We start from the raw sequence: 20389 nt of genomic DNA, 5'->3' as shown, positions 1-20389 counted from the left end.
ATAAGTTTTCTTTTTGTAGTTTCTAATTCAACACCAACTGATTACGAGCTATTACACCTATAACTTTTCCTTTCATTGTCTCGCCTATAAAAGCACTGTTTTTAGAAGCCGACAAAATATCATTTTTTGTAAAAACTGAAGAGCCTTCGGGAGTAAATAAAGTCATATCAGCAGAAGTCCCTTCAATAATAGGTGTAGAAGGAATACCAAAACGTTTGCGAGCTGAAGTAAGTAATTGTATAGATCGTTCTATAGAAGTATATTGGGTAAGAATTCCAAAAGCATTCTCTAATCCTATTGTACCAAAAGCCGCCCAGTCAAACTCTTTAAATTTCAATTCTATATCTAATGGATTATGGTCGGAAGTAACAAAGTCTATCACTCCCTCGTTCAAAGCCTCTCTAAGTGCTTGTACATTAGCAGTATCACGTAAAGGAGGTAATACTTTGTAGTTAGTATTAAAATTCTCTAACACTTCATCTGTAAAATGCAAGTTATGTATTGCTACACTGCAACTTACATCTAATCCTTTAGCTTTGGCTTCTCTAATTAAGGCAACCGACTTTGCAGTAGAAATTGTTGGAATATGCAATTTACCCCCTGCATATTCTAATACAGCTAAATCGCGTGCAACCATAAGTTCTTCAGCCAAAGCAGGAATTCCTTTCAGTCCCAAACGAGTAGCTTCAATATGTTCATTCACCACTCCTTTGCCCATAATTTTAGTATCATTAGGGAAGGAAATTACAATACCTCCAAAGGGTTGGGTGTATTGTAAGGCTATTTTTAACAAATTACTATTGTTAATAACTTTTTTATAATCGCCAAAAGCCACTGCTCCGCCTTTTTTCATATCAAAAAGCTCAGCAAGATACTCGCCTTTACTCTCTATGGTAAGTGCCCCAATAGGATGAGCTATTGCAGCACAATGAGCCGTTTTATTCTTTATATATACTACCCCCGACTGACTATCCACCACAGGATGCGTAAGCGGATTGATTAATAGATGAGTAAAACCACTTTTTTCAGCAGTACGCATTCCATTAACTAAAGTTTCTCGTTCTTCAAACCCTGGCTCTCCAAAACAGACACTACTATCTGTCCATCCTTGTGAAACATAAATATTCTCTAATACTTGCATTTCATTAGTAAGGGGAATAGATGCACTAACTTGCTGAATAACACCTCCCGAGATAAGAATATCTCTAACTTTATTGTGATAGGCACTTTCTGGATCAATAATCCGTGCTGATTTTAATAGAATATCCATAGTGGCTTTTTAGGCTTTCATAAATTTTATGGCAAAGGTACAAATTAATTAACAATTAACAATCAACAATTAACAATTTTAACAATTAAGATTAAATGAACTATCTAACTCATCATATAGTTTAATATGCAACTTGCTAATCGACAAATTTGCTAATTGACAAATTATTCGTATCTTTGCCCGAAAAAATATAAATATATGAAAGTAGCTGTGGTAATGGGAAGCAAAAGTGATTTACCCATAATGCAAGACGCTATTGATGTTCTTAAAAACTTTGGTATTACAACAGTTGTAGATATAGTATCAGCACATCGCACCCCCCAGAAACTGATGGATTTCAGCACAAATGCTCATAAAAATGGTATTCAGGTAATTATTGCAGGAGCAGGAGGCGCAGCTCATCTGCCTGGTATGGTCGCCGCTATGTCACCACTACCTGTAATAGGGGTACCTGTAAAGAGCAGCAACTCTATTGATGGTTGGGACTCTATCCTTTCTATTTTGCAAATGCCAAATGGAGTCCCCGTTGCTACTGTAGCTTTGAATGCTGCTAAAAATGCAGGCTTATTAGCCGTACAAATATTAGCAAGTGCCAATGCTGTACTTTTACAAAAAATGATTGATTATAAAGAAAGTTTGAAACAAGCAGTTCTCACTGCTGCCGCAACCCTTAACGATGAATAACAACACTTTTCAAGGCTCACGCCTTTTATTATTAGATTTTGGGTCACAATACACTCAGCTTATCGCTCGCCGAGTGCGTGAATTAAATGTGTATTGCGAAATGCACCCTTATAACCACTTACCCGAGAATCTAAGTGATTTCTCAGCTGTAATACTCTCTGGTTCTCCCTATTCAGTGCGAAGTGCAGAAGCCTTACACCCCGATTTATCAGCATTGAAAGGTAAAATGCCACTTTTAGCTGTATGCTATGGAGCTCAGTATTTAGCACACTTTGGCGGTGGTGAAGTAGCTCCTTCTAACATACGAGAATATGGTCGTGCTCACCTCTCTTATATAAAACCTGAAGAACCTCTTTTTGAAGGAATTGCTGAAGGAAGTGTTGTATGGATGAGTCATAGTGACACTATCAAACAATTGCCTATTGGTGCAATCTGTTTAGCAAGTACTCCTGATGTAACAAATGCTGCTTATCGCATAGAGGGTGAAGAAACTTACGCCATCCAGTTTCACCCCGAAGTAACCCACTCCGCCGATGGTATGAAGCTATTAGCTAACTTTCTTTTCAAAATAGCAAAACTCATCCCTAATTGGACATCCGACAATTTTGTAGAAATGACAGTTGCCCATCTGAAAACTCAAATAGGTAATGAAAAAGTTATCTTAGGATTATCGGGAGGGGTAGACTCAACGGTAGCCGCTGTATTGCTTAACAAAGCCATTGGGAAACAATTGCATTGTATATTTGTAAATAATGGACTTTTACGTAAGAATGAGTTTGAGAGTGTTTTGAAACAATATGAGGGTATGGGATTGAACGTAAAAGGTGTAGATGCTTCAACTCGTTTTCTCTCTGCCTTAGCAGGTAAAACCGACCCTGAAGAGAAACGCAAAACTATCGGACGTGTTTTTATTGAAGTATTTGACGATGAAGCACACAAAATAACCGACGCCCAATGGTTAGCACAAGGCACTATTTATCCCGATGTGATTGAATCTCTATCTGTAAAAGGACCTTCTGCCACTATCAAATCTCATCACAATGTAGGAGGTTTGCCCAATTATATGAAACTGAAAGTAGTAGAGCCTTTGCGTATGCTCTTCAAAGACGAGGTGCGTCGCGTAGGTCGCAGTTTAGGTATTAGTGACGAGCTCTTAGGGCGACACCCTTTCCCAGGTCCTGGTTTGGCCATCCGCATTTTAGGCGACATTACTGCAGAAAAAGTAGCTGTTTTGCAAGAAGTAGATGCCATATTCATCAATGCACTAAAAGAGTACAACCTTTACAACAAAGTGTGGCAAGCAGGAGCAATCCTCTTACCTATCAATAGTGTAGGGGTAATGGGCGATGAACGTACTTACGAACGTGTGGTAGCCTTGCGCGCTGTAGAAAGTGTAGATGGTATGACTGCTGATTGGGTAGATTTGCCTTATAAATTCCTCCAAAAAGTATCTAATGATATCATCAACAAAGTGAAAGGCGTAAACCGCGTAGTGTACGACATCAGCAGCAAACCGCCCGCCACTATTGAATGGGAATAAAACAATTAATAGTTAAACAAATTAATAATTAAATCATAAGCCATTATGAAACGTTTTTTAACACTAACCACCTTACTATGCATTACCTTAAGCTTTGCACAGCAAAAACATACCGCAAGTAATTACGAAAGTATTGAAAGCATCGCTAAAATTTATCGCCTTTCACCTGCCGATATTCTCAAACTCAATCCTGGAATAAAAGAGGGTATCCAGAAAGGTGTAACTATCAACATTCCTACAAGTAAGGTAAAGCACTACAGCACCCAGCGCCCAGTAGGCTTTACCTCTCATTTGGTGAAATCAGGAGAAACTTTCTTTGGTCTTTCGCAAAAGTACAACATTTCTATAGACGATTTGAAACGTTATAATTTAGACCTTTACACACGCGAACTTCAAGAAAATGAACGTATCACTATTCCTCTTTTCAACAAAACAAATGATATGGTACAAAAAGGTATACAAGGACAAAAACGCTATGTGGTAAAACCTCAGGAAACCTTGTGGAAAATTGCTAAAAACCACAATGTAAGCGTTGAAGAATTGGAACGTATCAACAAAAAAGAAAAAGGATTTAACCCTAATAACATAAAAGAAGGTCAAGAAATATGGGTGCCCGCATCAGCTGTAGATAGCTCTGAACCCGAAGTACCTACACGTCCTGCAACCAATAAAGAATTAGTGCTTTACCTCATAGAAAAAGGTGAAGGTTTTTACAGCTTAGAACGCAAATTCGGCTTATCACAATCTGATATTGTAAAACTAAACCCTACGATGAAAGATGGTCTAAAAAGCGATGCTCAAATATGGATCCCTAAAGAGAATTACGATCGCTATAAAAATACACCTTTTACTAGTACCCCTAATTACGATTTTGAAAACTCTAACAACACTTTACGCTCAACTTCATCTCCTAATAATGTAAAAGAAATCAGCTATATCTTACCTTTCAAAGTAGCTGATATAGGATCTACAAACAAAGCCGCTGCCCTAAAAGCACGCCTTACTGATAATAAAATCACACCCGTCGCTACTGATTTTTATTCTGGTGCGCTCATCGCTTTGGATTCTCTCCAAAAAATGGGATACAAGTTCAAAGTAAATGTTTATGATAGTGAAGGTGACATCAAAAAGATTACTTCTAATGCAAACATACAAAACTCACAAGTGGTAATAGGTCCTTTTACTACCAAATCCTTTAATGCTGTAGCCGAACTAATTACCAACAACAAAACTGCGGTATTAGCTCCTTTAGCTAACAAGAACATTGTGTTAAATCCTAATGTATATCAAACCTTACCTTCTGACGAAGTACAACAAAATCAAATGATTAACTACCTCAACAAGAATTATTCTGATGAGAATATGATTATCTTAGCCGATAGCAAAAACACAGGTTTGCGCGACAAATTAGAACGTGCATTTCCAAACGCCAAAGTAGTAACAGAAATGTCAGCAAATGGATTCGCTAATGCATTGAACTACAGCAAAGAAAATGTAGTATTGTTACAATCTAACGATATAGGTTATGTGTCATTAGCAGTACGCTTATTACACAACGCTTTGAAAGTGAAAAAAAACAATGCCCACCCTAAAATTATATTAGCAACAGTAGAAAGAGGTAATGTATTCGATTCAAACAGTTTGTCTAATAATCAACTTTCCGATTTGCACTTCACCTACCCTACTGTAAACAAATACTCTAATGGTAGTGATAGTTTTTCAGTCCGCTATCAAAAAACTTATGGTATTTTACCTAATAAATATGCTATCCGTGGCTTCGATCTCACTATGGACGCTGTATTGCGTTTAGGAGTATCTGGTAACTTAAATAGTACCAATACCCGTATAGGTGAAACCTCATTCTTAGAGAACAAGTTTGCCTACCTCAAAAACTCTTATAAAGGAGGAGGATATGAAAATCAAGGCGTTTACATTGTTCAGTACGACAATATGGAAATCAAAGAAGTAAAATAATGAACGTTCAAATAGATTCAAGTTGGAAGTCGGTATTACAAGAAGAATTTAATAAGCCGTATTTCAGTCAGCTCACCGATTTTGTAAAGAAAGAATATGCCGAAAATATCTGTTATCCCAAAGGAAAGCAAATATTTTCGGCTTTCGACCATTGTCCGCTGGACAAGGTAAAAGTAGTTATCATCGGGCAAGACCCCTATCACGGCGAAGGGCAGGCAAACGGTTTGTGTTTTTCAGTACATGATGGCATTGCCCACCCACCTTCACTTATCAATATTTTTAGGGAAATAGGGCAAGATTTAGGTACCTCCTACCCTATCAGTGGCAATTTGGAGCGCTGGGCATCGCAAGGAGTTTTGCTGCTGAACGCCACTCTCACCGTAAGAGCCAACGAAGCAGGTAGTCACCAAAATCAAGGTTGGGAAACATTCACCGATGCTGTTATTAAAGCTGTTTCAGCACACTGTAATAATGTAGTATTTATGTTATGGGGAAGCTATGCTAAAAAGAAAGCTAACCTTATTGATAGTTCCAAACACTGCATACTCACTTCTGGTCATCCTTCACCTTTGAGTGCTAATAGAGGGCATTGGTTTGGTAACAAACATTTCAGCAAAGCTAATGCCTATCTTACATCTGTAGGTAAAGAAACCATAAACTGGTAATTAGATAGTATTAAAAGATAAGATATAATAAGGTAATAATATTGTAGAAAATGATACAATCCATCATCGAAAAATATAAAGACAGAATAGCTGTAGGAACCAAAGACTTCATAAATATAACTTGGATTGAGCAAACAGAAAAGAAATTAGGTTTTCCCTTGCCTGATAGTTATAAAGAGATGTTATTAAACTATGAATTTATCACTGTTTGTGGAGTCGATTTTAAAACTATTGTGCCACCTGAATATCAAGAGGATGCTGATATTGATATTTATTATACTTATCTAGTAAATTTGCAAAACAATCTATTTCAAAAAGACGAATTAGCTTTCTTAGAGATGGACGAAGAAACCTATTTCTTTAAAATAGAAGAAGCTGGTCAAGCTAATGAATATCGTGTTTACATTCGAGATTATATGATGAATGAAGAGCATCTATATGCCAATAACTTTCAAGAATTTTTAGAACATTTTTTTAGTATAATACTGGGAGATGATTCAAAAAAATATGATAAAAAAAGTAACTAAATCTAATTGCATCAAATATGAAACCATTACAACTAAGTGATTTTACAGTAGACCCTAATGACAATCACATATATCAAGCTGAATTTGAGTATGAAGAAATTACAGCTGAAATAGTTCTTACACACGAAAAATGGGATTTTAATAGAGTTTTTAAACTGTCTGAATCTGTATTTGCAAATTTAGAGAAACTAAACAATAAGGCTAAGTCATTTCTTGCAATGATAGAAGTAGGACAAATCAATGAACAATTAGAAGAGCAAGGAGGAAAAAAAATTACTGAAGAAGATTTTAAAAATCTAACCCCCATACTTAAGATCAATATTTGTGATGGAGAAATACAATTTTACTATCTTATGGTTTTAGGAGAGTATTTTTTAGGAGTTCAAATGTCAGCTGAAGATGATTTTAATAATCCTAATTTTTTATATTTATCAATAGAGACTACATTAGAAAGTGATGCTGAAGGACAAAAAATATTTAAAGCAACGGATATAAGTGTATATGAAGTTACTATAGGAAATGCTGAAAAAAAATCTCTATCTTCTACCTCTAATAATTTTTTGCAAGTATATGATAATAAAAACTTTTTTGAACAAATAGTTTCATTCTTCAAAGGATTATTCAAATAGATATAATTACTATGCAGTACCAAATAAAAACCGTCAAGGAAATCAAACATCTCATTCCAAACGATAGCGAATATGCTGGCTATAGCCAGTTCTATTCTTATGCCCATATTTTTTATGAAAATAGGTATGTAGTAGTAGTGCAAGGTGATTGGCATCCTAAAAGTACTGTAAATTTAGACAATATCAGCACACACTTCCCTGATTATCATTATCAAGAACTAGATGTCCCTACCTTTATCTTCGTACAAGGCAATGCTGTAGTGAGCAACCTCTTTAATCAGCGTAGTGAAGGGGCTTGTGGGCTTATCGTTTTGGGTAACCTATCAGCTGAAAATATAGCAGTTAGTGGACAAGAACTATATATACAAGGTAATCTTTTTGTAGAAGGTTTCTTTTGGGGGGACACAGCTATCGGGAAACTCACCGCAAAAAAAGCATTAGATATTCGAGTATTTATAGAAACTGAATATATTTATCCCCTTGAGCGTTTTGATACTGCCGATGAGGTAACAGTAAGTTATTGGCTCAAAAAAGATGACCCTGATAGATTTAAGAAAAATCATTTATTAAAATCATTACTCCCTAAAACTTTCCTCTACACTAAAAAAGAGGTTGAGGAAGAGAAAATAGAATTATGGGATTGGTCAGCTTGGTTAAAACGCGGTAAACTTTTTGAAGCCTTAGAAAAAGGAAGTGCAATTCTTTATGAAGAAGAGCAAATCGAAGAAAAGATTTTAAACAATGATGGTTTTACTTTCTTATTTAAGAGTACCGATATCAATTTAGAAAACTTACAACGTTTCATTAACCCTGAAGATTTTGCCCTACTTGAAAACAATGATGATGAAACGGGGAGATATTATGAATATTGGGAAGGAGAAATCTTCTATCGTATTACACTTTCTAAAATAAATCCTGCTATAGGAGGCGTGTATTTCTATTGCAACGAACAAGTTTTCTATTTATTTACAGATGGTGAAAAGTTGCATATCTCTTGGCAACCTAATGAAGCTTCACCTTTTGTATACTTAGAAGCTCATAAAAACCCTCGTGAATATTATTTTGTACAAGAGTGCTGGCAATACTTCCAGCGTAGGTATTGTGAAGTAGTGCATTATGTAAGACTCTTTAGAGATAATGTAACAGTAGAACGTTATAACCAGTTGCTTTCTCTCCCCGAAGTACAAAAATATTACAGTGATTATACTGATGTTGATGCCGTGCTCTATGTAGGGCGATATGGTTTTCAGTTCCGAAAAGCTGAAGGTAATACTTCTTCACGAATGACGATTACTAAAGAATATTGGGACGATAAATTATGCGATTACCAGTTTGTTTTCTATCATTACGAGCCAAACAAAGAAGGTACTGCTATCAACCTATTTACACAAGACGGCAATGGTTATGAATTTAGTACTTATAAAGTAGATGCTCAACATAGCAAATTCTACAAATTAGCAACTGCTATATTCAAACGTGCCGAAAGAGTACTCCTCACTGATGAATTCCTCTCTGAAAGAGAAGCTTCTGCACGTGAAATGGATGAGATAAGAAAACCAAAATCTGTGTTCAAACGCTTAGCAGAGAATATAGGTGCTTTTTTCAGCAGACGACGAAAATAAAAATATGAGTTTCAACTTTAATCAATATATAGGTTTTCTCCTTTTTGTAGTCATTTTCCTGATAGGTTTTTGGCTACTGTGCTTTTTGTGTTCGGTACTCCTTTATTGGTTAATAGGAGTAATAAAAGAGCGATTCAAAGAACGAAAATCTACTAAAAATATAGATTCCTCCTCTCAAAACTAACTACTGATGACATTGAAAGAAAGAATACAAAACCTCCCAATCATCAAGCAATTCGTCGGATTTCTAAAAAAAATACGTTTAGCTAAGAATGCTTTTTCTTTGTACGACTTGCTTGAGTTATATATTGTAGGGATTATGAAAGGTACTCTCACATATCGTGCGAGTGCTATTTCATACAGCTTCTTTTTAGCTATATTTCCCTTTTTATTGTTTATCTTAAACCTTATCCCATATATTCCCATTGATGATTTTCAAGTAGATTTTTGGGGATTTATTGATGATATGCTACCTCCTGGTACTCACGATTTCTTTTCTGATATCTTTTTTGATATTGCCGAAAAAAAACGTGGAGGTTTATTGTCGTCTGTATTTTTCTTATCTATTTTCTTGATGACCAATGGTATTATGGCTATTTTTGGAGGGTTTGAATTTTCGTACCACCGTCAAATCACACGCACTTATATCAAGCAATATCTTTATGCTCTAATGGTTGCTATCATCTTGTCATTATTAGTGTTGTTTGCGGTAGTTACTTTTATTTACTACGAAATATATTTAGTGCCTTACCTTGATAAAATCAATTTTATCACCGATTACGAAACGCTTCTCAAAATATCAAAAATCGGATTTGTTGCCCTGATTACCTACTTTGGTACAGGTGTGTTATTTTATTTTGGCACAGTAGAGGGTAAAGAAAGTAAATTCTTTTCAGCAGGCTCTCTCCTTACGGTGTTACTTTTTGGTTTAACCACCTATTTATTTGGTATTTACATCGAAAATTTTTCGCAATATAACCAGCTATATGGCTCTATTGGAGCGCTGCTTATTTTCTTGCTATATATTTGGATTAATGCCAATATTCTCTTGTTAGGATTTGAACTAAATGCGTCTCTTTTAAAACTTAAAAAACACGACTAATGTACTTTGTAGAAGTCATATTACCACTTCCGCTTCCTAAATTGTACACTTATCGTATCAACGAGGATGAAGCGCATTTCTTGCAAACGGGAATGCGTGTAGCTGTTTCATTTGGCAAATCAAAAGTATATACAGCTTTAGTTCATAAAGTGCATACTAATGAACCTACTTATGAAACTAAAGATATCGAATACATTCTAGACGAAACTCCCATCGTTACTCCTAATCAAATTACTCATTGGCAATGGATTGCCGATTATTATATGTGTACTTTAGGTGAGGTGATAAAATCGGCTTTACCATCAGCTTTTTTGTTAGAAAGTGAAACTATTATTGAAATTGCTGAAAAAGACCTCAATCCCTATCTATTTAGCGATGACGAATTTCAGGTGTACGAAGCTCTACACTACAAAACAGCATTAAAAGGAAGTGAAGTGAGCAAAATCATTCCTAAAAAGAAGACCTTGAAGGTCATAAAGAGTTTGGTAGAAAAAGGTGCTGCTCGTATTTCAGAAAGAATTTTTGAAAAATATGTACCAAAGCTCGTAAAATACATACGTTTAGCGGAAGCCTACCAATCTCAAGAAGGACTACAAAAAGCTTTAGAATTGCTGAAAGGTGAAAAGCAAAAAAAACTGATAATGGCTTACTTCAATCATATCAACAGAGAGGTTTTACCTTTAAAAGTTGAAAATCTATTAGAAGAAGCTAAGGTTTCAAATGCGGTACTCAAATCGGTGGTAGAAAAAGGTATTTTAGAAATATATTACCTGCAAAAAGATCGTGTAAGTTTCGCTGATAGTGAGGTTTTAGCAAAAAAAACACTCAACAATATACAAAACGAAGCGCTTTATCAAGTACAACAACAGTTTCAAACTAAAAATACAGTACTTTTACAAGGTGTTACGGCTTCTGGTAAAACCGAAATCTACATTGAACTTATCGACCAATACCTAAAGAAAGGTAAACAAGTGCTTTACTTGCTCCCAGAAATCGCTTGACAATTCATCTTATCAATCGATTGAAAAAACCCTTTGGTAAAAATCTATCAGTATATCATTCTAAATACAATACTAACGAGCGCGTAGAGGTTTGGAACAATGTGCTGAACAATTGTTCGAAAGCACAATTAGTAGTAGGGGTGCGTTCTTCAGTATATCTGCCTTTCAAAGATTTAGGATTAGTGGTAATTGATGAGGAACACGATAGTTCATATCGTCAGTTCGACCCTGCTCCTCGCTTGCAAGCGCGTGATAGTGCCATTATGCTAGCTAACATCTTCAAAGCTAAAACTTTATTAGGTACAGCTACTCCCTCAATAGAAAGTATGCACAACGTAAAAGTAGGTAAATATGGCTTTGTCTATCTATCAAAACGTTATACTAATTTCCTCCCCCCTATCATCGAACTTATCGACATCAAGGACAAGCAACATCGCAAACGTATGAATGGACATTTTTCCGATATTCTTATTGAAGAAATGACCAATACTTTATCACAAGGAAAACAAGTGCTTTTGTTCCAAAACCGAAGAGGTTATGCACCTATTGTACAGTGTATGCATTGCGGCACAGTCCCTCAATGCCCACATTGCGATGTGAGTCTCACTTTCCACCATAGTAGCAATCAGTTGCGATGTCATTATTGTGGCTATGCGATACCTATGCCCAAAACTTGCATTGCTTGTGGAAGTGTAGATTTAAAAACAAAAGGTTTTGGTACTGAACAGATTAGTAAAGAATTAGAAGTACTTTTCCCCCAAGTAGCCATCGACCGAATGGATCAAGATACTACCAATGGCAAATACGGATATGAAAAAATATTAGCCAAATTTGAACAGCAAGAAACCCAAATATTGGTAGGTACCAAAATGATTTCTAAAGGATTAGATTTTGAAAATATAGGATTAGTAGGAGTAATGAATGCCGATGCTCTCATTCATTCTCCCGACTATCGAGCTTATGAACGTAGTTTTCAGTTGTTATTACAAGTCTCAGGGCGTGCAGGTAGAAGTGCTCAACGAGGAAAAGTTTTAATACAAACCTACAATCCTCAACACCCTGTAATTCAACAAGTATTACAAAATGATTTCAAGGGGATGTATCAAAATCAAATAGAGGAACGCCAATCTTTCTCGTATCCTCCATTTGTACAAATGATTAAAATAACACTGAAACACACGAACTTCAATCGTACAAATGAAGGTGCTGAGTGGTTCGCTAATGCTCTTAAAGAAGCTTTTGCTTCCAAAAAGGGAATAGAAATTTTAGGTCCTGAGTTTCCCTTAATTTCACGCATCAGAAACGAATATTTGAAAGATGTTTTAGTGAAGGTAAAACCTTCTGAACTTTCTATACATCATACTAAAGAACAAATCAAACGTATAGAAACCAGTTTTCAGTCTATTAGTAATTTTCGTACCATAAGAGTTAGTTATTTGATTGATTAATTTTTAGTTTGCCAATTCACTCATCAACAAATTGGCTAATTGACAAATTATTCTTACTTTTGCACTCTGATTGAGAATTTAAGCCAATGGCACATCTGAGACATATACGTAAATATTTTTATAAATATAAATACCACTTACTACTTGGGATACTTATTACCATAGTGTCGCGAGTGTTTTCACTCTTTATGCCGCGATATGTAAAAAACTCTATCGCAGCCATTGAGGACTTTGCTAAATCAGCTAACAAAGATGCCTCACAAATGACTTCCTTACTTATAGAATATGCGCTTATTATCATCGGTACAACTATCATATCGGCGGTGCTAATGTTTTTTATGCGTCAGCTTATCATCAATGTGTCTCGTTACATCGAATACGATATGAAAAACGAGATATTTAAGAAATACGAACAGCTATCGCTTAGCTTCTACAAACGCAACCGAGTAGGTGACCTGATGAACCGTATCAGCGAGGACGTATCGAAAGTGCGTATGTACGCAGGTCCTGCTATTATGTATAGTGTGCAAACTATTACACTTTTTGCTTGCGTAATTCCGCTAATGTTTATCATCTCTCCCAAGCTTACTATCTACACCCTTATCCCATTGCCTATTCTCTCTTTGCTTATCTACAAAATGAGCAAAAAGATTAATATCGAAACGATGAAGGTACAAGCCTATCTATCCGACCTTTCTACTTTCTCGCAAGAAACTTTTTCGGGTATTGGAGTGATAAAATCGTATAATAACGAGGCGGCTACCGATGCGCAATTAGCAGTACTCGCCGAAGACGGTCGTCAGAAAAACATCAAGCTCGCTAAGATACAGGCTTTCTTTATCCCTACAATGATACTGATGATAGGATTGAGCCTTATCTTTGTAATCTTTATTGGGGGAAAGCTCTATTACACCGGTGAAATACAATCTATTGGAGTAATTGTAGAGTTCAGTATTTACGTGATGATGCTCACTTGGCCTGTGGCTACAGTGGGCTGGGTAAGTTCTATTGTACAACAAGCGGAAGCCTCGCAAAAGCGCATCAATGAGTTCCTTTCCGAAGTACCTCAGATACGCAATCAGGTAGGAGAGCTTACGCCTATTAAAGGAGATATTACATTTGATAAAGTATCTTTCCGTTATGAAGATACGGGGATAAAAGCTCTTAAAGACGTATCTTTCCATATAGAAGCAGGACAAACAGTAGCCGTTATAGGCAAAACCGGTAGTGGTAAGACTACACTGTTAGACCTCATTGCACGTATGTACGATGCAAATCAGGGTGAAGTACTGATAGGAGGCAAACCCATAAGAGAATTGAATCTACACAGCTTGCGCAGAGCCATTTCGGTAGTGCCACAAGAGAACTTTTTGTTTTCAGACACTATTCGCAACAATCTGCGCTTTGGTAATAAAAATGCTACCGAAGAACAGATAATACAAGCCTGCCAAAAAGCAGTGGTACACAACAATATTACAGAGTTCACCCATCAATACGACTCGGTGCTTGGAGAGCGCGGGGTATCACTCAGTGGTGGGCAACGCCAACGAGTAGCTATCGCAAGAGCCTTGCTTAAAGAAGCCGAAATTTATTTGTTAGACGATTGTTTATCAGCCGTAGATACCGATACCGAAGAGAAGATTTTAACTAATTTGCGCGATACCTTAAAAGGCAAAACCGTAATTATAGTGAGTCATCGTGTGTCTATCACTAAATACGCCGATAAAATACTGATGCTCGACAAAGGAAAATTAGTAGAACAAGGAACCAAAGATGAACTATTGGCACAAAATGGTGTTTTTAAAGCCTTTTACGATACACAAACCATATAAGCTGTTATGTGATTTAACTTATGAAAATAGAAACTGAAGATTATATTTCATTTGAAGAACTTTTAAAACAAGTACAGCACAAATATGCTGAACACCTACCTTTTGTATGCTACAAGCCCCCTTATCACACTTCAGTAATATTGTTGGAACAAGAAGATGATACACTTCATTTTTTCAACACTGGTAAAGAAGAACAAGAGGGATTTGTTTTCGCTCCTTTCGATGCTAACGAACCTACTGTTATCATCACTCTTAACAAATTAACCATAAGCCATTTACCTATACAATCAATTGTAGAAGACACTAATATTGATATTTTAGAAGATACCAAAACCGAAAAACAAAAGCACATAGATTTAGTAACCAAAGCTATTGATGAAATACACAGAGGTCATTTTGAGAAAGTGGTTCTTTCGCGCAAGATAACTATCAAAGAAGTGGTAAATCCGTTTAAGAGCTTTGCCAATATCGTAACACGATATCCTTCGGCATTTTGCTATTTGTTTTATCACCCTAAAGTAGGAACTTGGCTCGCTGCTACGCCCGAAACACTTTTTCAAAGTAATGGTAACAATTTTCAAACAATGGCTTTAGCAGGAACACAACCTTTCAAAGAAGGTGAGATTCATTGGTTTTCTAAAGAAAAAGAAGAACAACAAATAGTTACCAATACCATTGTACAACAGTTGCAAGGATATGCTGAAAAAATTGAAGTTTCAGCCCCTCAAACCGTGCAAGCTGGAAAAGTAATGCACTTATGTACTATAATCAAAGGAAAAATAAAAGAAAATAAAGCTTTTGAAATAATCCAACGCCTCCACCCTACCCCTGCTGTCTGTGGTTACCCTACTGAAAAAGCACACAAATTTATTATAGAAAATGAACTTTATAATAGACAATATTACACAGGTTATTGTGGATGGGTGTCTAACAATAACCAAGCGCTCTATGTAAATCTACGCTGTATGCAAATCACTGCCAACGAAACCTTTTTATATGTAGGAGGGGGCATTACCAAAGATTCTACACCCGAAAAAGAGTACGAGGAAACACAAAACAAAGCTCAAACAATGATAACAATTCTGTAACATCACACTTTTTAATAACTAAAAACTAAATTATAATGAAAAGATTAGTAATGGCAATGTCGGCACTATTGATGATAGTAGCTTGCGAGAAGGACGACAAAAACACGATGATTGTAGAAGGCAATATCGAAGGGTTAAAAATGGGAACTATCTATTTACAACAATATGTAAATGATAAACTTACCAATATCGACTCAGTAGTAGCCAATGGTGATGGTAAATTTACTTTCAAACGACATTTAGAAAGTCCTGAAGTTTTTTACATCTACCTTGATTTGAAGAAACAAGCTGGCACTGACCTTGGCGACCGCTTAATGTTTTTTGGTGAACCTACCACTATCAACATCAATAGCGCTTATGATATGTTTGAGGTAAGAGCCAATATCAGTGGCTCTCAATCACAAAAGGAATACAATGAATACCTACACACTATGCGACAATTTGGAATGCGTAACGCTCAACTACTTGAACAACAAGTAAATGCTTTCAAAGCTGGTAAAACTTCCTTAGTCGATTCACTAAACACTGCTTCCGAGAAGAATAACTTCCGTCGCCACCTTTTTGTGTTAAATTACGCCCTCTCTCACCCCAATTCTTACATTACTCCTTATGTAGTATTAGCCGATGCTCCTAATACCCGTGTAAAATATTTAGATTCTATCTACGGGAAACTGAACAAAGATGTTGCTAATTCTAAATATGGCAAAGAGTTCAAAACTTATATAGAAATAGCTCGAAAAGCTGAAAATGAGAGTATTAAAAATTAAAATCTACCATAAAGTATTCTCCTCAACCATTTCACCCGCTGTATGAGACGTTGTATAATATCACAGGCGATAACAGCTAAAACCGTAAAAATCACTACGTTCAAATAGAAGTTATTGCCTATATATTTTTTAATATAATCTACCAAAAAACGCATATAGTAATGAGTAACATATATTTCTAATGAAATACTTCCTAAATACTTCAAACATTGTGTTGCTTTATTTTCTGAATGACAGATCCCTTCCCATAGAACATAAGAAGCCGCAATACCCGTAAGTGCCAAAGCATACAAGCGAAGAGAATCGAGTATATAATGAGATTTATCAACTGAAAAAAACAATAAAAGTGGAAAGACCACAAACCCTACCCAGCCTATAGGGCGCAAAATTTTTAAGGCTTGAGATTTATATTTATGGGTAGCATAACCTAATGAAAAATAGATGAAATACCAACACAATTCGGGTAATCCATAAAAGATAGGTTGTGCTCCTGTAACTCGATGCAAAAATACAAGAATACTCCATAAACCTATCATTACCCATATTTCGCGGTATTTGTTGATTTTCAAAGCAAGATAGAGCAGAACGCACTCCCAGAAAAGCAACCACAAGAACCACATTCCTTGTGTGGGTTTATAAATAAGCACGCAAAGATGTTCCCATACTTTTTCTATATCGAGGATATAACCGTGATAGGTGGCAGAAATTAAAAACCAAACGAAGAAAGGAATTACTAATACTTGAAAGCGTTTACTGAGGTTCAACTCACCACGTGCATTAAAGTTCACATAGCCTGAAAGGAACATAAATAAAGGCATATGAAAAGCGTAAATAGTTACATAAAAAGGGTTTGTACGGTCATCTCCTGAAAACCATTGTGAAGCGTGTCCCATCACTACCAATATGATAGTAAAACCTTTGAGCACATCAATAAGAGGATTGCGTTCTTTCATACCTATTTCTTTATAGGAGCAAAAATACTTTCTTTTTTTTAATTAGCAAAAATACTTTCTGTTTAAAGCATTCTTCTTTCTTAATAAAATACTTTAAACGATTGATTTTTAACAATTAAAACTCTCCTCCTTTTTTATACTAACAAAAAATATTATCTTTTTTTTAAGAATATTTTTGTAATCCCCACAAAATATGTATTTTTGCCGTTTGAAGAAGTAAAACAAGTAAATTATCAATTAAAAAATGCAAAACAAAGGACTTGTAAAACTATTTGCCATATTGTTTGGACTGATATGTATTTATCAACTTTCATTCACCTATGTGGCAGGTAGAGTAGAAGATGAAGCCAAAGCTTTTGCCGAGGCTAAAGTGCCTAATACTCAAGCTGACTATATCGCTAAACGCGAGGCTATAGAAGCTAAGTATTTGGACGATAAAATGGGGCAAGAGGTCTACAACCTCGGAATTGCAAAATTCACTCTCTCTGAAGTGAAAGAAAAAGAATTAAACCGCGGTCTCGACCTTAAAGGCGGTATCAACGTAATTCTGCAAATCTCTGTAAAAGACATCTTAAAAGGTCTTGCTGACAACTCCAAAGACCCTATCTTTAACAAATCATTAGCCGAAGCCGATGAACAGCTCCGCAAAACCGACAAAACCTACTTGGATTTGTTCTTCGAGGCTTACGCTAAGAACGGAGGTAAATTAGCCTCCCCCGATGTGTTCGCTAATAAAACCCTCAGCGACCAAATCAACTTCCAAATGAGTGATAGTGAGGTGCGCCCTATCATCAGAAAGCGCGTAGACGAGTCTATCGTATCTGCTTTCGAGGTATTGCGCAAACGTATCGATAAATTTGGCGTTTCTCAACCTAATATCCAGCGTCTTGGTAACTCAGGTCGTATTCTTGTAGAACTTCCAGGTGCTAAAGATATCACTCGTGTGCAATCTCTCTTGCAAAGTACCGCTCAGCTTGAGTTCTGGGAAACTTATAAAAACACTGATGTTTTCCCTTATTTACAAGCCCTCAACGAGCAACTTAAATCTACTGCTAAAACCACAGATAAAGTAAAAGATACTCTCGCTGCAGCTACTCAATCTGGTAGTAGTGCTATCGATTCTCTACTTACTGATGTAAAGAAGGATTCTGTTCCTACTCAACAAGGAAAAGGCAATCCTTTGTTTGACCTTATCAAAGCTAATTCTTATGAAGGTTCTCCTGTACTTTTTACAGTAAGTTTAAAAGATACTGCTCAAGTAAATAGCTATATCAATTCTCCTGAAGCAAAACATTTGATTCCTGCTTCATTGCAGTATGTAAAATTTGCTTGGGGTAAACCTGATAAAAAGACCTCCCTTATCGAACTTTATGCCCTAAAAGGTAACCGCGATAACACTCCTCCTCTTACAGGTAACGTAGTAACCCAAGCCGAACAAACCTATGATGTTCGCAACCAGCCTGCCGTATCTATGCAAATGGACGGTAAAGGAGCCCGTATTTGGGAGGCGCTTACTGGCAAAGCTTTTACTCAAAACACCAATATTGCTATCGTACTCGATAACATCGTATATTCAGCACCAGGAGTAACTACAGGTGCTATTTCAGGAGGTCGCTCTGAAATTACAGGGCATTTTACTTTAAATGAAGCTGTCGATCTTGCTAACGTGCTCCGTGCTGGTAAATTACCTGCAAGTGCTGATATCGTACAATCTGAAATCGTAGGACCTTCTTTAGGACAAGAAGCTATTGATAGTGGTATGAACTCTTTCCTTATCGCTACTATCTTCATCTTTGCGTGGATGATATTCTACTACGGTCGTGCCGGTATTTATGCCGACCTCGCTTTGGTATTCAATATACTCCTCATATTTGGAGTGTTAGCAAGTATAGAAGCTGTTCTTACGCTCCCTGGTATTGCGGGTATCGTGCTTACCATTGGTATGGCAGTCGACTCGAACGTGCTGATATTCGAGCGGTCGAAAGAAGAGCTACGCAAAGGTAAAAACATCAATCAAGCAGTGGTTGATGGTTTCAAACACGCCCTATCGTCTATCTTAGACTCTAACATTACTACAGCGCTTACTGCTCTTATCTTGTTGTTCTTTGGTAGTGGTCCTATCCAAGGTTTTGCAACTACCTTGCTTATTGGTATTGCAACTACTTTGTTCACCGCTATCTTTATCACTCGCTTGTTTATCGACTATAGTGTTGAGAAAAAACATACGCTTACTTTCACCACTCCTATTACTAAGAACTGGTTCAAAAATGTAGATCTTAACTTCATCGGCAAGCGCAAAATAGGATATGCTTTTTCTATTATCCTATCAATAATAGGTATCATTTCTCTCTCTACTCGTGGTCTCGACCAAGGTATCGATTTCGTAGGTGGTAGAACTTACCAAATTCGTTTTGAAAAAGAAGTTAATCCTACCCAAGTAGCCGATGCACTCAAAACTACTTTAGGAAATGTGGAAGTAAAGACTTTTGGTGCTCCTAACCAAGTGAAAATTTCTACCAAATACAAAGTACAAGAAGAAAGCACTGAGGTAGATAATGAAATACAAGAGCTCTTGTACAAAGGCTTACAGAAATTCTTACCCGAAGGAACTTCATTCGATAGTTTTGCTAAAGCTAGTTCTACTGATAAGATTGGTATTATGCAATCTATGAAAGTAGGACCTACTATTGCCGAGGACATTAAGAGCAGTGCCTTTTGGTCTGTTATCGGTTCGCTTATTGTAATCGGTCTATATATCTTATTCCGTTTCCGCAAATGGCAGTTCTCTATGGGTGCGATTGTATCTTCAGCACACGACGTGCTAATGGTACTTGGTATTTATTCGCTCACTTATAGCATTATGCCTTTCAATATGGAAATCGACCAAGCCTTTATCGCGGCTATCCTTACAGTAGTAGGTTACTCATTAAACGACACGGTGATTATCTACGACCGTATCAGGGAAGTAATGCGTGAGCCTCATTGGTCAAGAGAGAAAATCAATCACGCGCTCAACGCTACCCTTAGCCGTACCTTAAACACCTCATTCACTACTATGGCAGTACTCGTTACTATTTTTATCTTTGGTGGTGAAACATTGCGTGGCTTTATGTTCGCAATGATTATCGGGGTACTCATCGGTACTTACTCTTCTATCTTCGTGGCAGCTCCTCTCATTTACGACACTGTAAAAGATGAAGCTGGCCATACTAAAGAAGAAGAACATAGAAAATAATATTTAATTACTAAATATAAAAAAGAGCCTGTCCGAAAAGTTTTAACAGGCT

Annotated in this window: 15 protein-coding genes and 1 pseudogene; 14 read left to right on the top strand and 2 right to left on the bottom strand. The window is 36.5% G+C overall.

Annotation, left to right across the window (positions count from 1 at the left end):
- Positions 1–22 precede the first annotated feature (22 nt).
- Complete coding sequence (locus HMPREF9073_RS09830; RefSeq protein WP_009413587.1) at positions 23–1270, bottom strand: dihydroorotase family protein; 1248 nt, start codon at positions 1268–1270, stop codon at positions 23–25.
- 198 nt (positions 1271–1468) lie between these two features.
- Between HMPREF9073_RS09830 and purE the strand changes: the two genes are divergently transcribed.
- From purE to HMPREF9073_RS09765, 13 genes and pseudogenes are all read left to right on the top strand, one after another.
- Complete coding sequence (gene purE / locus HMPREF9073_RS09825; RefSeq protein WP_009413586.1) at positions 1469–1954, top strand: 5-(carboxyamino)imidazole ribonucleotide mutase; 486 nt, start codon at positions 1469–1471, stop codon at positions 1952–1954.
- Complete coding sequence (gene guaA, locus HMPREF9073_RS09820) at positions 1947–3494, top strand: glutamine-hydrolyzing GMP synthase (protein WP_009413585.1); 1548 nt, start codon at positions 1947–1949, stop codon at positions 3492–3494. Before purE ends, guaA begins: the two co-directional genes overlap by 8 nt.
- Positions 3495–3539: 45 nt before the next feature.
- Entirely contained in the window at positions 3540–5468 is a 1929-nt protein-coding gene (locus HMPREF9073_RS09815) for a LysM peptidoglycan-binding domain-containing protein (RefSeq protein WP_009413584.1), read from the top strand.
- A complete protein-coding gene (ung, locus tag HMPREF9073_RS09810) occupies positions 5468–6133 on the top strand; it encodes a uracil-DNA glycosylase (RefSeq protein WP_009413583.1) in 666 nt (221 codons plus the stop codon). The genes HMPREF9073_RS09815 and ung overlap by 1 nt, the downstream gene beginning before the upstream one ends.
- 50 nt (positions 6134–6183) lie before the next feature.
- Entirely contained in the window at positions 6184–6660 is a 477-nt protein-coding gene (locus HMPREF9073_RS09805; RefSeq protein ID WP_009413582.1) for an SMI1/KNR4 family protein, read from the top strand.
- A 17-nt stretch (positions 6661–6677) separates the two neighbouring features.
- On the top strand, positions 6678–7289 hold the full coding sequence (locus HMPREF9073_RS09800; RefSeq protein ID WP_009413581.1) for a hypothetical protein: 612 nt from the start codon (positions 6678–6680) through the stop codon (positions 7287–7289).
- 11 nt (positions 7290–7300) lie between these two features.
- Positions 7301–8911, top strand: a complete 1611-nt coding sequence (locus tag HMPREF9073_RS09795) for a hypothetical protein (RefSeq protein WP_009413580.1) — start codon at positions 7301–7303, stop codon at positions 8909–8911.
- A gap of 4 nt (positions 8912–8915) precedes the next feature.
- Positions 8916–9095, top strand: coding sequence for a hypothetical protein (locus HMPREF9073_RS16340; RefSeq protein WP_009413579.1), 180 nt, complete (start codon positions 8916–8918; stop codon positions 9093–9095).
- A gap of 6 nt (positions 9096–9101) precedes the next feature.
- Complete coding sequence (locus HMPREF9073_RS09785) at positions 9102–10013, top strand: YihY/virulence factor BrkB family protein (protein WP_009413578.1); 912 nt, start codon at positions 9102–9104, stop codon at positions 10011–10013.
- A pseudogene (gene priA, locus HMPREF9073_RS09780) lies at positions 10013–12462 on the top strand (primosomal protein N'). Before HMPREF9073_RS09785 ends, priA begins: the two are co-directional and overlap by 1 nt.
- 86 nt (positions 12463–12548) lie before the next feature.
- Positions 12549–14294, top strand: a complete 1746-nt coding sequence (locus HMPREF9073_RS09775) for an ABC transporter ATP-binding protein (protein ID WP_083866086.1) — start codon at positions 12549–12551, stop codon at positions 14292–14294.
- A 20-nt stretch (positions 14295–14314) separates the two neighbouring features.
- Positions 14315–15382: an isochorismate synthase gene (locus HMPREF9073_RS09770; protein WP_009413574.1), complete on the top strand. Its 1068-nt coding sequence runs from the start codon at positions 14315–14317 to the stop codon at positions 15380–15382.
- A gap of 35 nt (positions 15383–15417) precedes the next feature.
- Entirely contained in the window at positions 15418–16149 is a 732-nt protein-coding gene (locus tag HMPREF9073_RS09765; protein WP_009413573.1) for a DUF4369 domain-containing protein, read from the top strand.
- Here the strand turns inward: HMPREF9073_RS09765 and HMPREF9073_RS09760 are convergent.
- Entirely contained in the window at positions 16146–17102 is a 957-nt protein-coding gene (locus HMPREF9073_RS09760) for an acyltransferase family protein (protein WP_009413572.1), read from the bottom strand. The genes HMPREF9073_RS09765 and HMPREF9073_RS09760 overlap by 4 nt on opposite strands.
- Positions 17103–17346: 244 nt before the next feature.
- Between HMPREF9073_RS09760 and secDF the strand changes: the two genes are divergently transcribed.
- Positions 17347–20337: a protein translocase subunit SecDF gene (gene secDF / locus HMPREF9073_RS09755; RefSeq protein ID WP_009413571.1), complete on the top strand. Its 2991-nt coding sequence runs from the start codon at positions 17347–17349 to the stop codon at positions 20335–20337.
- Positions 20338–20389: the final 52 nt, after the last annotated feature.

Origin of the sequence: Capnocytophaga sp. oral taxon 326 str. F0382 (genome assembly GCF_000318295.1) — a bacterium.
Lineage (GTDB): Bacteria > Bacteroidota > Bacteroidia > Flavobacteriales > Flavobacteriaceae > Capnocytophaga > Capnocytophaga periodontitidis.
The sequence above is the reverse complement of the archived record's forward strand: the minus strand, read 5'-3'. Positions and strand labels throughout refer to the sequence as shown.

What these genes read in the sequence shown, in the direction of transcription:
- HMPREF9073_RS09815 (WP_009413584.1), top strand. Translation starts at nt 3,540, where the DNA reads ATGAAACGTTTTTTAACACTAACCACCTTACTATGCATTACCTTAAGC.
- HMPREF9073_RS09765 (WP_009413573.1), top strand. Translation starts at nt 15,418, where the DNA reads ATGAAAAGATTAGTAATGGCAATGTCGGCACTATTGATGATAGTAGCT.
- purE (WP_009413586.1), top strand. Translation starts at nt 1,469, where the DNA reads ATGAAAGTAGCTGTGGTAATGGGAAGCAAAAGTGATTTACCCATAATG.
- guaA (WP_009413585.1), top strand. Translation starts at nt 1,947, where the DNA reads ATGAATAACAACACTTTTCAAGGCTCACGCCTTTTATTATTAGATTTT.
- ung (WP_009413583.1), top strand. Translation starts at nt 5,468, where the DNA reads ATGAACGTTCAAATAGATTCAAGTTGGAAGTCGGTATTACAAGAAGAA.
- HMPREF9073_RS09805 (WP_009413582.1), top strand. Translation starts at nt 6,184, where the DNA reads ATGATACAATCCATCATCGAAAAATATAAAGACAGAATAGCTGTAGGA.
- HMPREF9073_RS09775 (WP_083866086.1), top strand. Translation starts at nt 12,549, where the DNA reads ATGGCACATCTGAGACATATACGTAAATATTTTTATAAATATAAATAC.
- HMPREF9073_RS09760 (WP_009413572.1), bottom strand. Translation starts at nt 17,102, where the DNA reads ATGAAAGAACGCAATCCTCTTATTGATGTGCTCAAAGGTTTTACTATC.
- HMPREF9073_RS09800 (WP_009413581.1), top strand. Translation starts at nt 6,678, where the DNA reads ATGAAACCATTACAACTAAGTGATTTTACAGTAGACCCTAATGACAAT.
- secDF (WP_009413571.1), top strand. Translation starts at nt 17,347, where the DNA reads ATGCAAAACAAAGGACTTGTAAAACTATTTGCCATATTGTTTGGACTG.
- HMPREF9073_RS09785 (WP_009413578.1), top strand. Translation starts at nt 9,102, where the DNA reads ATGACATTGAAAGAAAGAATACAAAACCTCCCAATCATCAAGCAATTC.
- HMPREF9073_RS16340 (WP_009413579.1), top strand. Translation starts at nt 8,916, where the DNA reads ATGAGTTTCAACTTTAATCAATATATAGGTTTTCTCCTTTTTGTAGTC.
- HMPREF9073_RS09770 (WP_009413574.1), top strand. Translation starts at nt 14,315, where the DNA reads ATGAAAATAGAAACTGAAGATTATATTTCATTTGAAGAACTTTTAAAA.
- HMPREF9073_RS09795 (WP_009413580.1), top strand. Translation starts at nt 7,301, where the DNA reads ATGCAGTACCAAATAAAAACCGTCAAGGAAATCAAACATCTCATTCCA.
- HMPREF9073_RS09830 (WP_009413587.1), bottom strand. Translation starts at nt 1,270, where the DNA reads ATGGATATTCTATTAAAATCAGCACGGATTATTGATCCAGAAAGTGCC.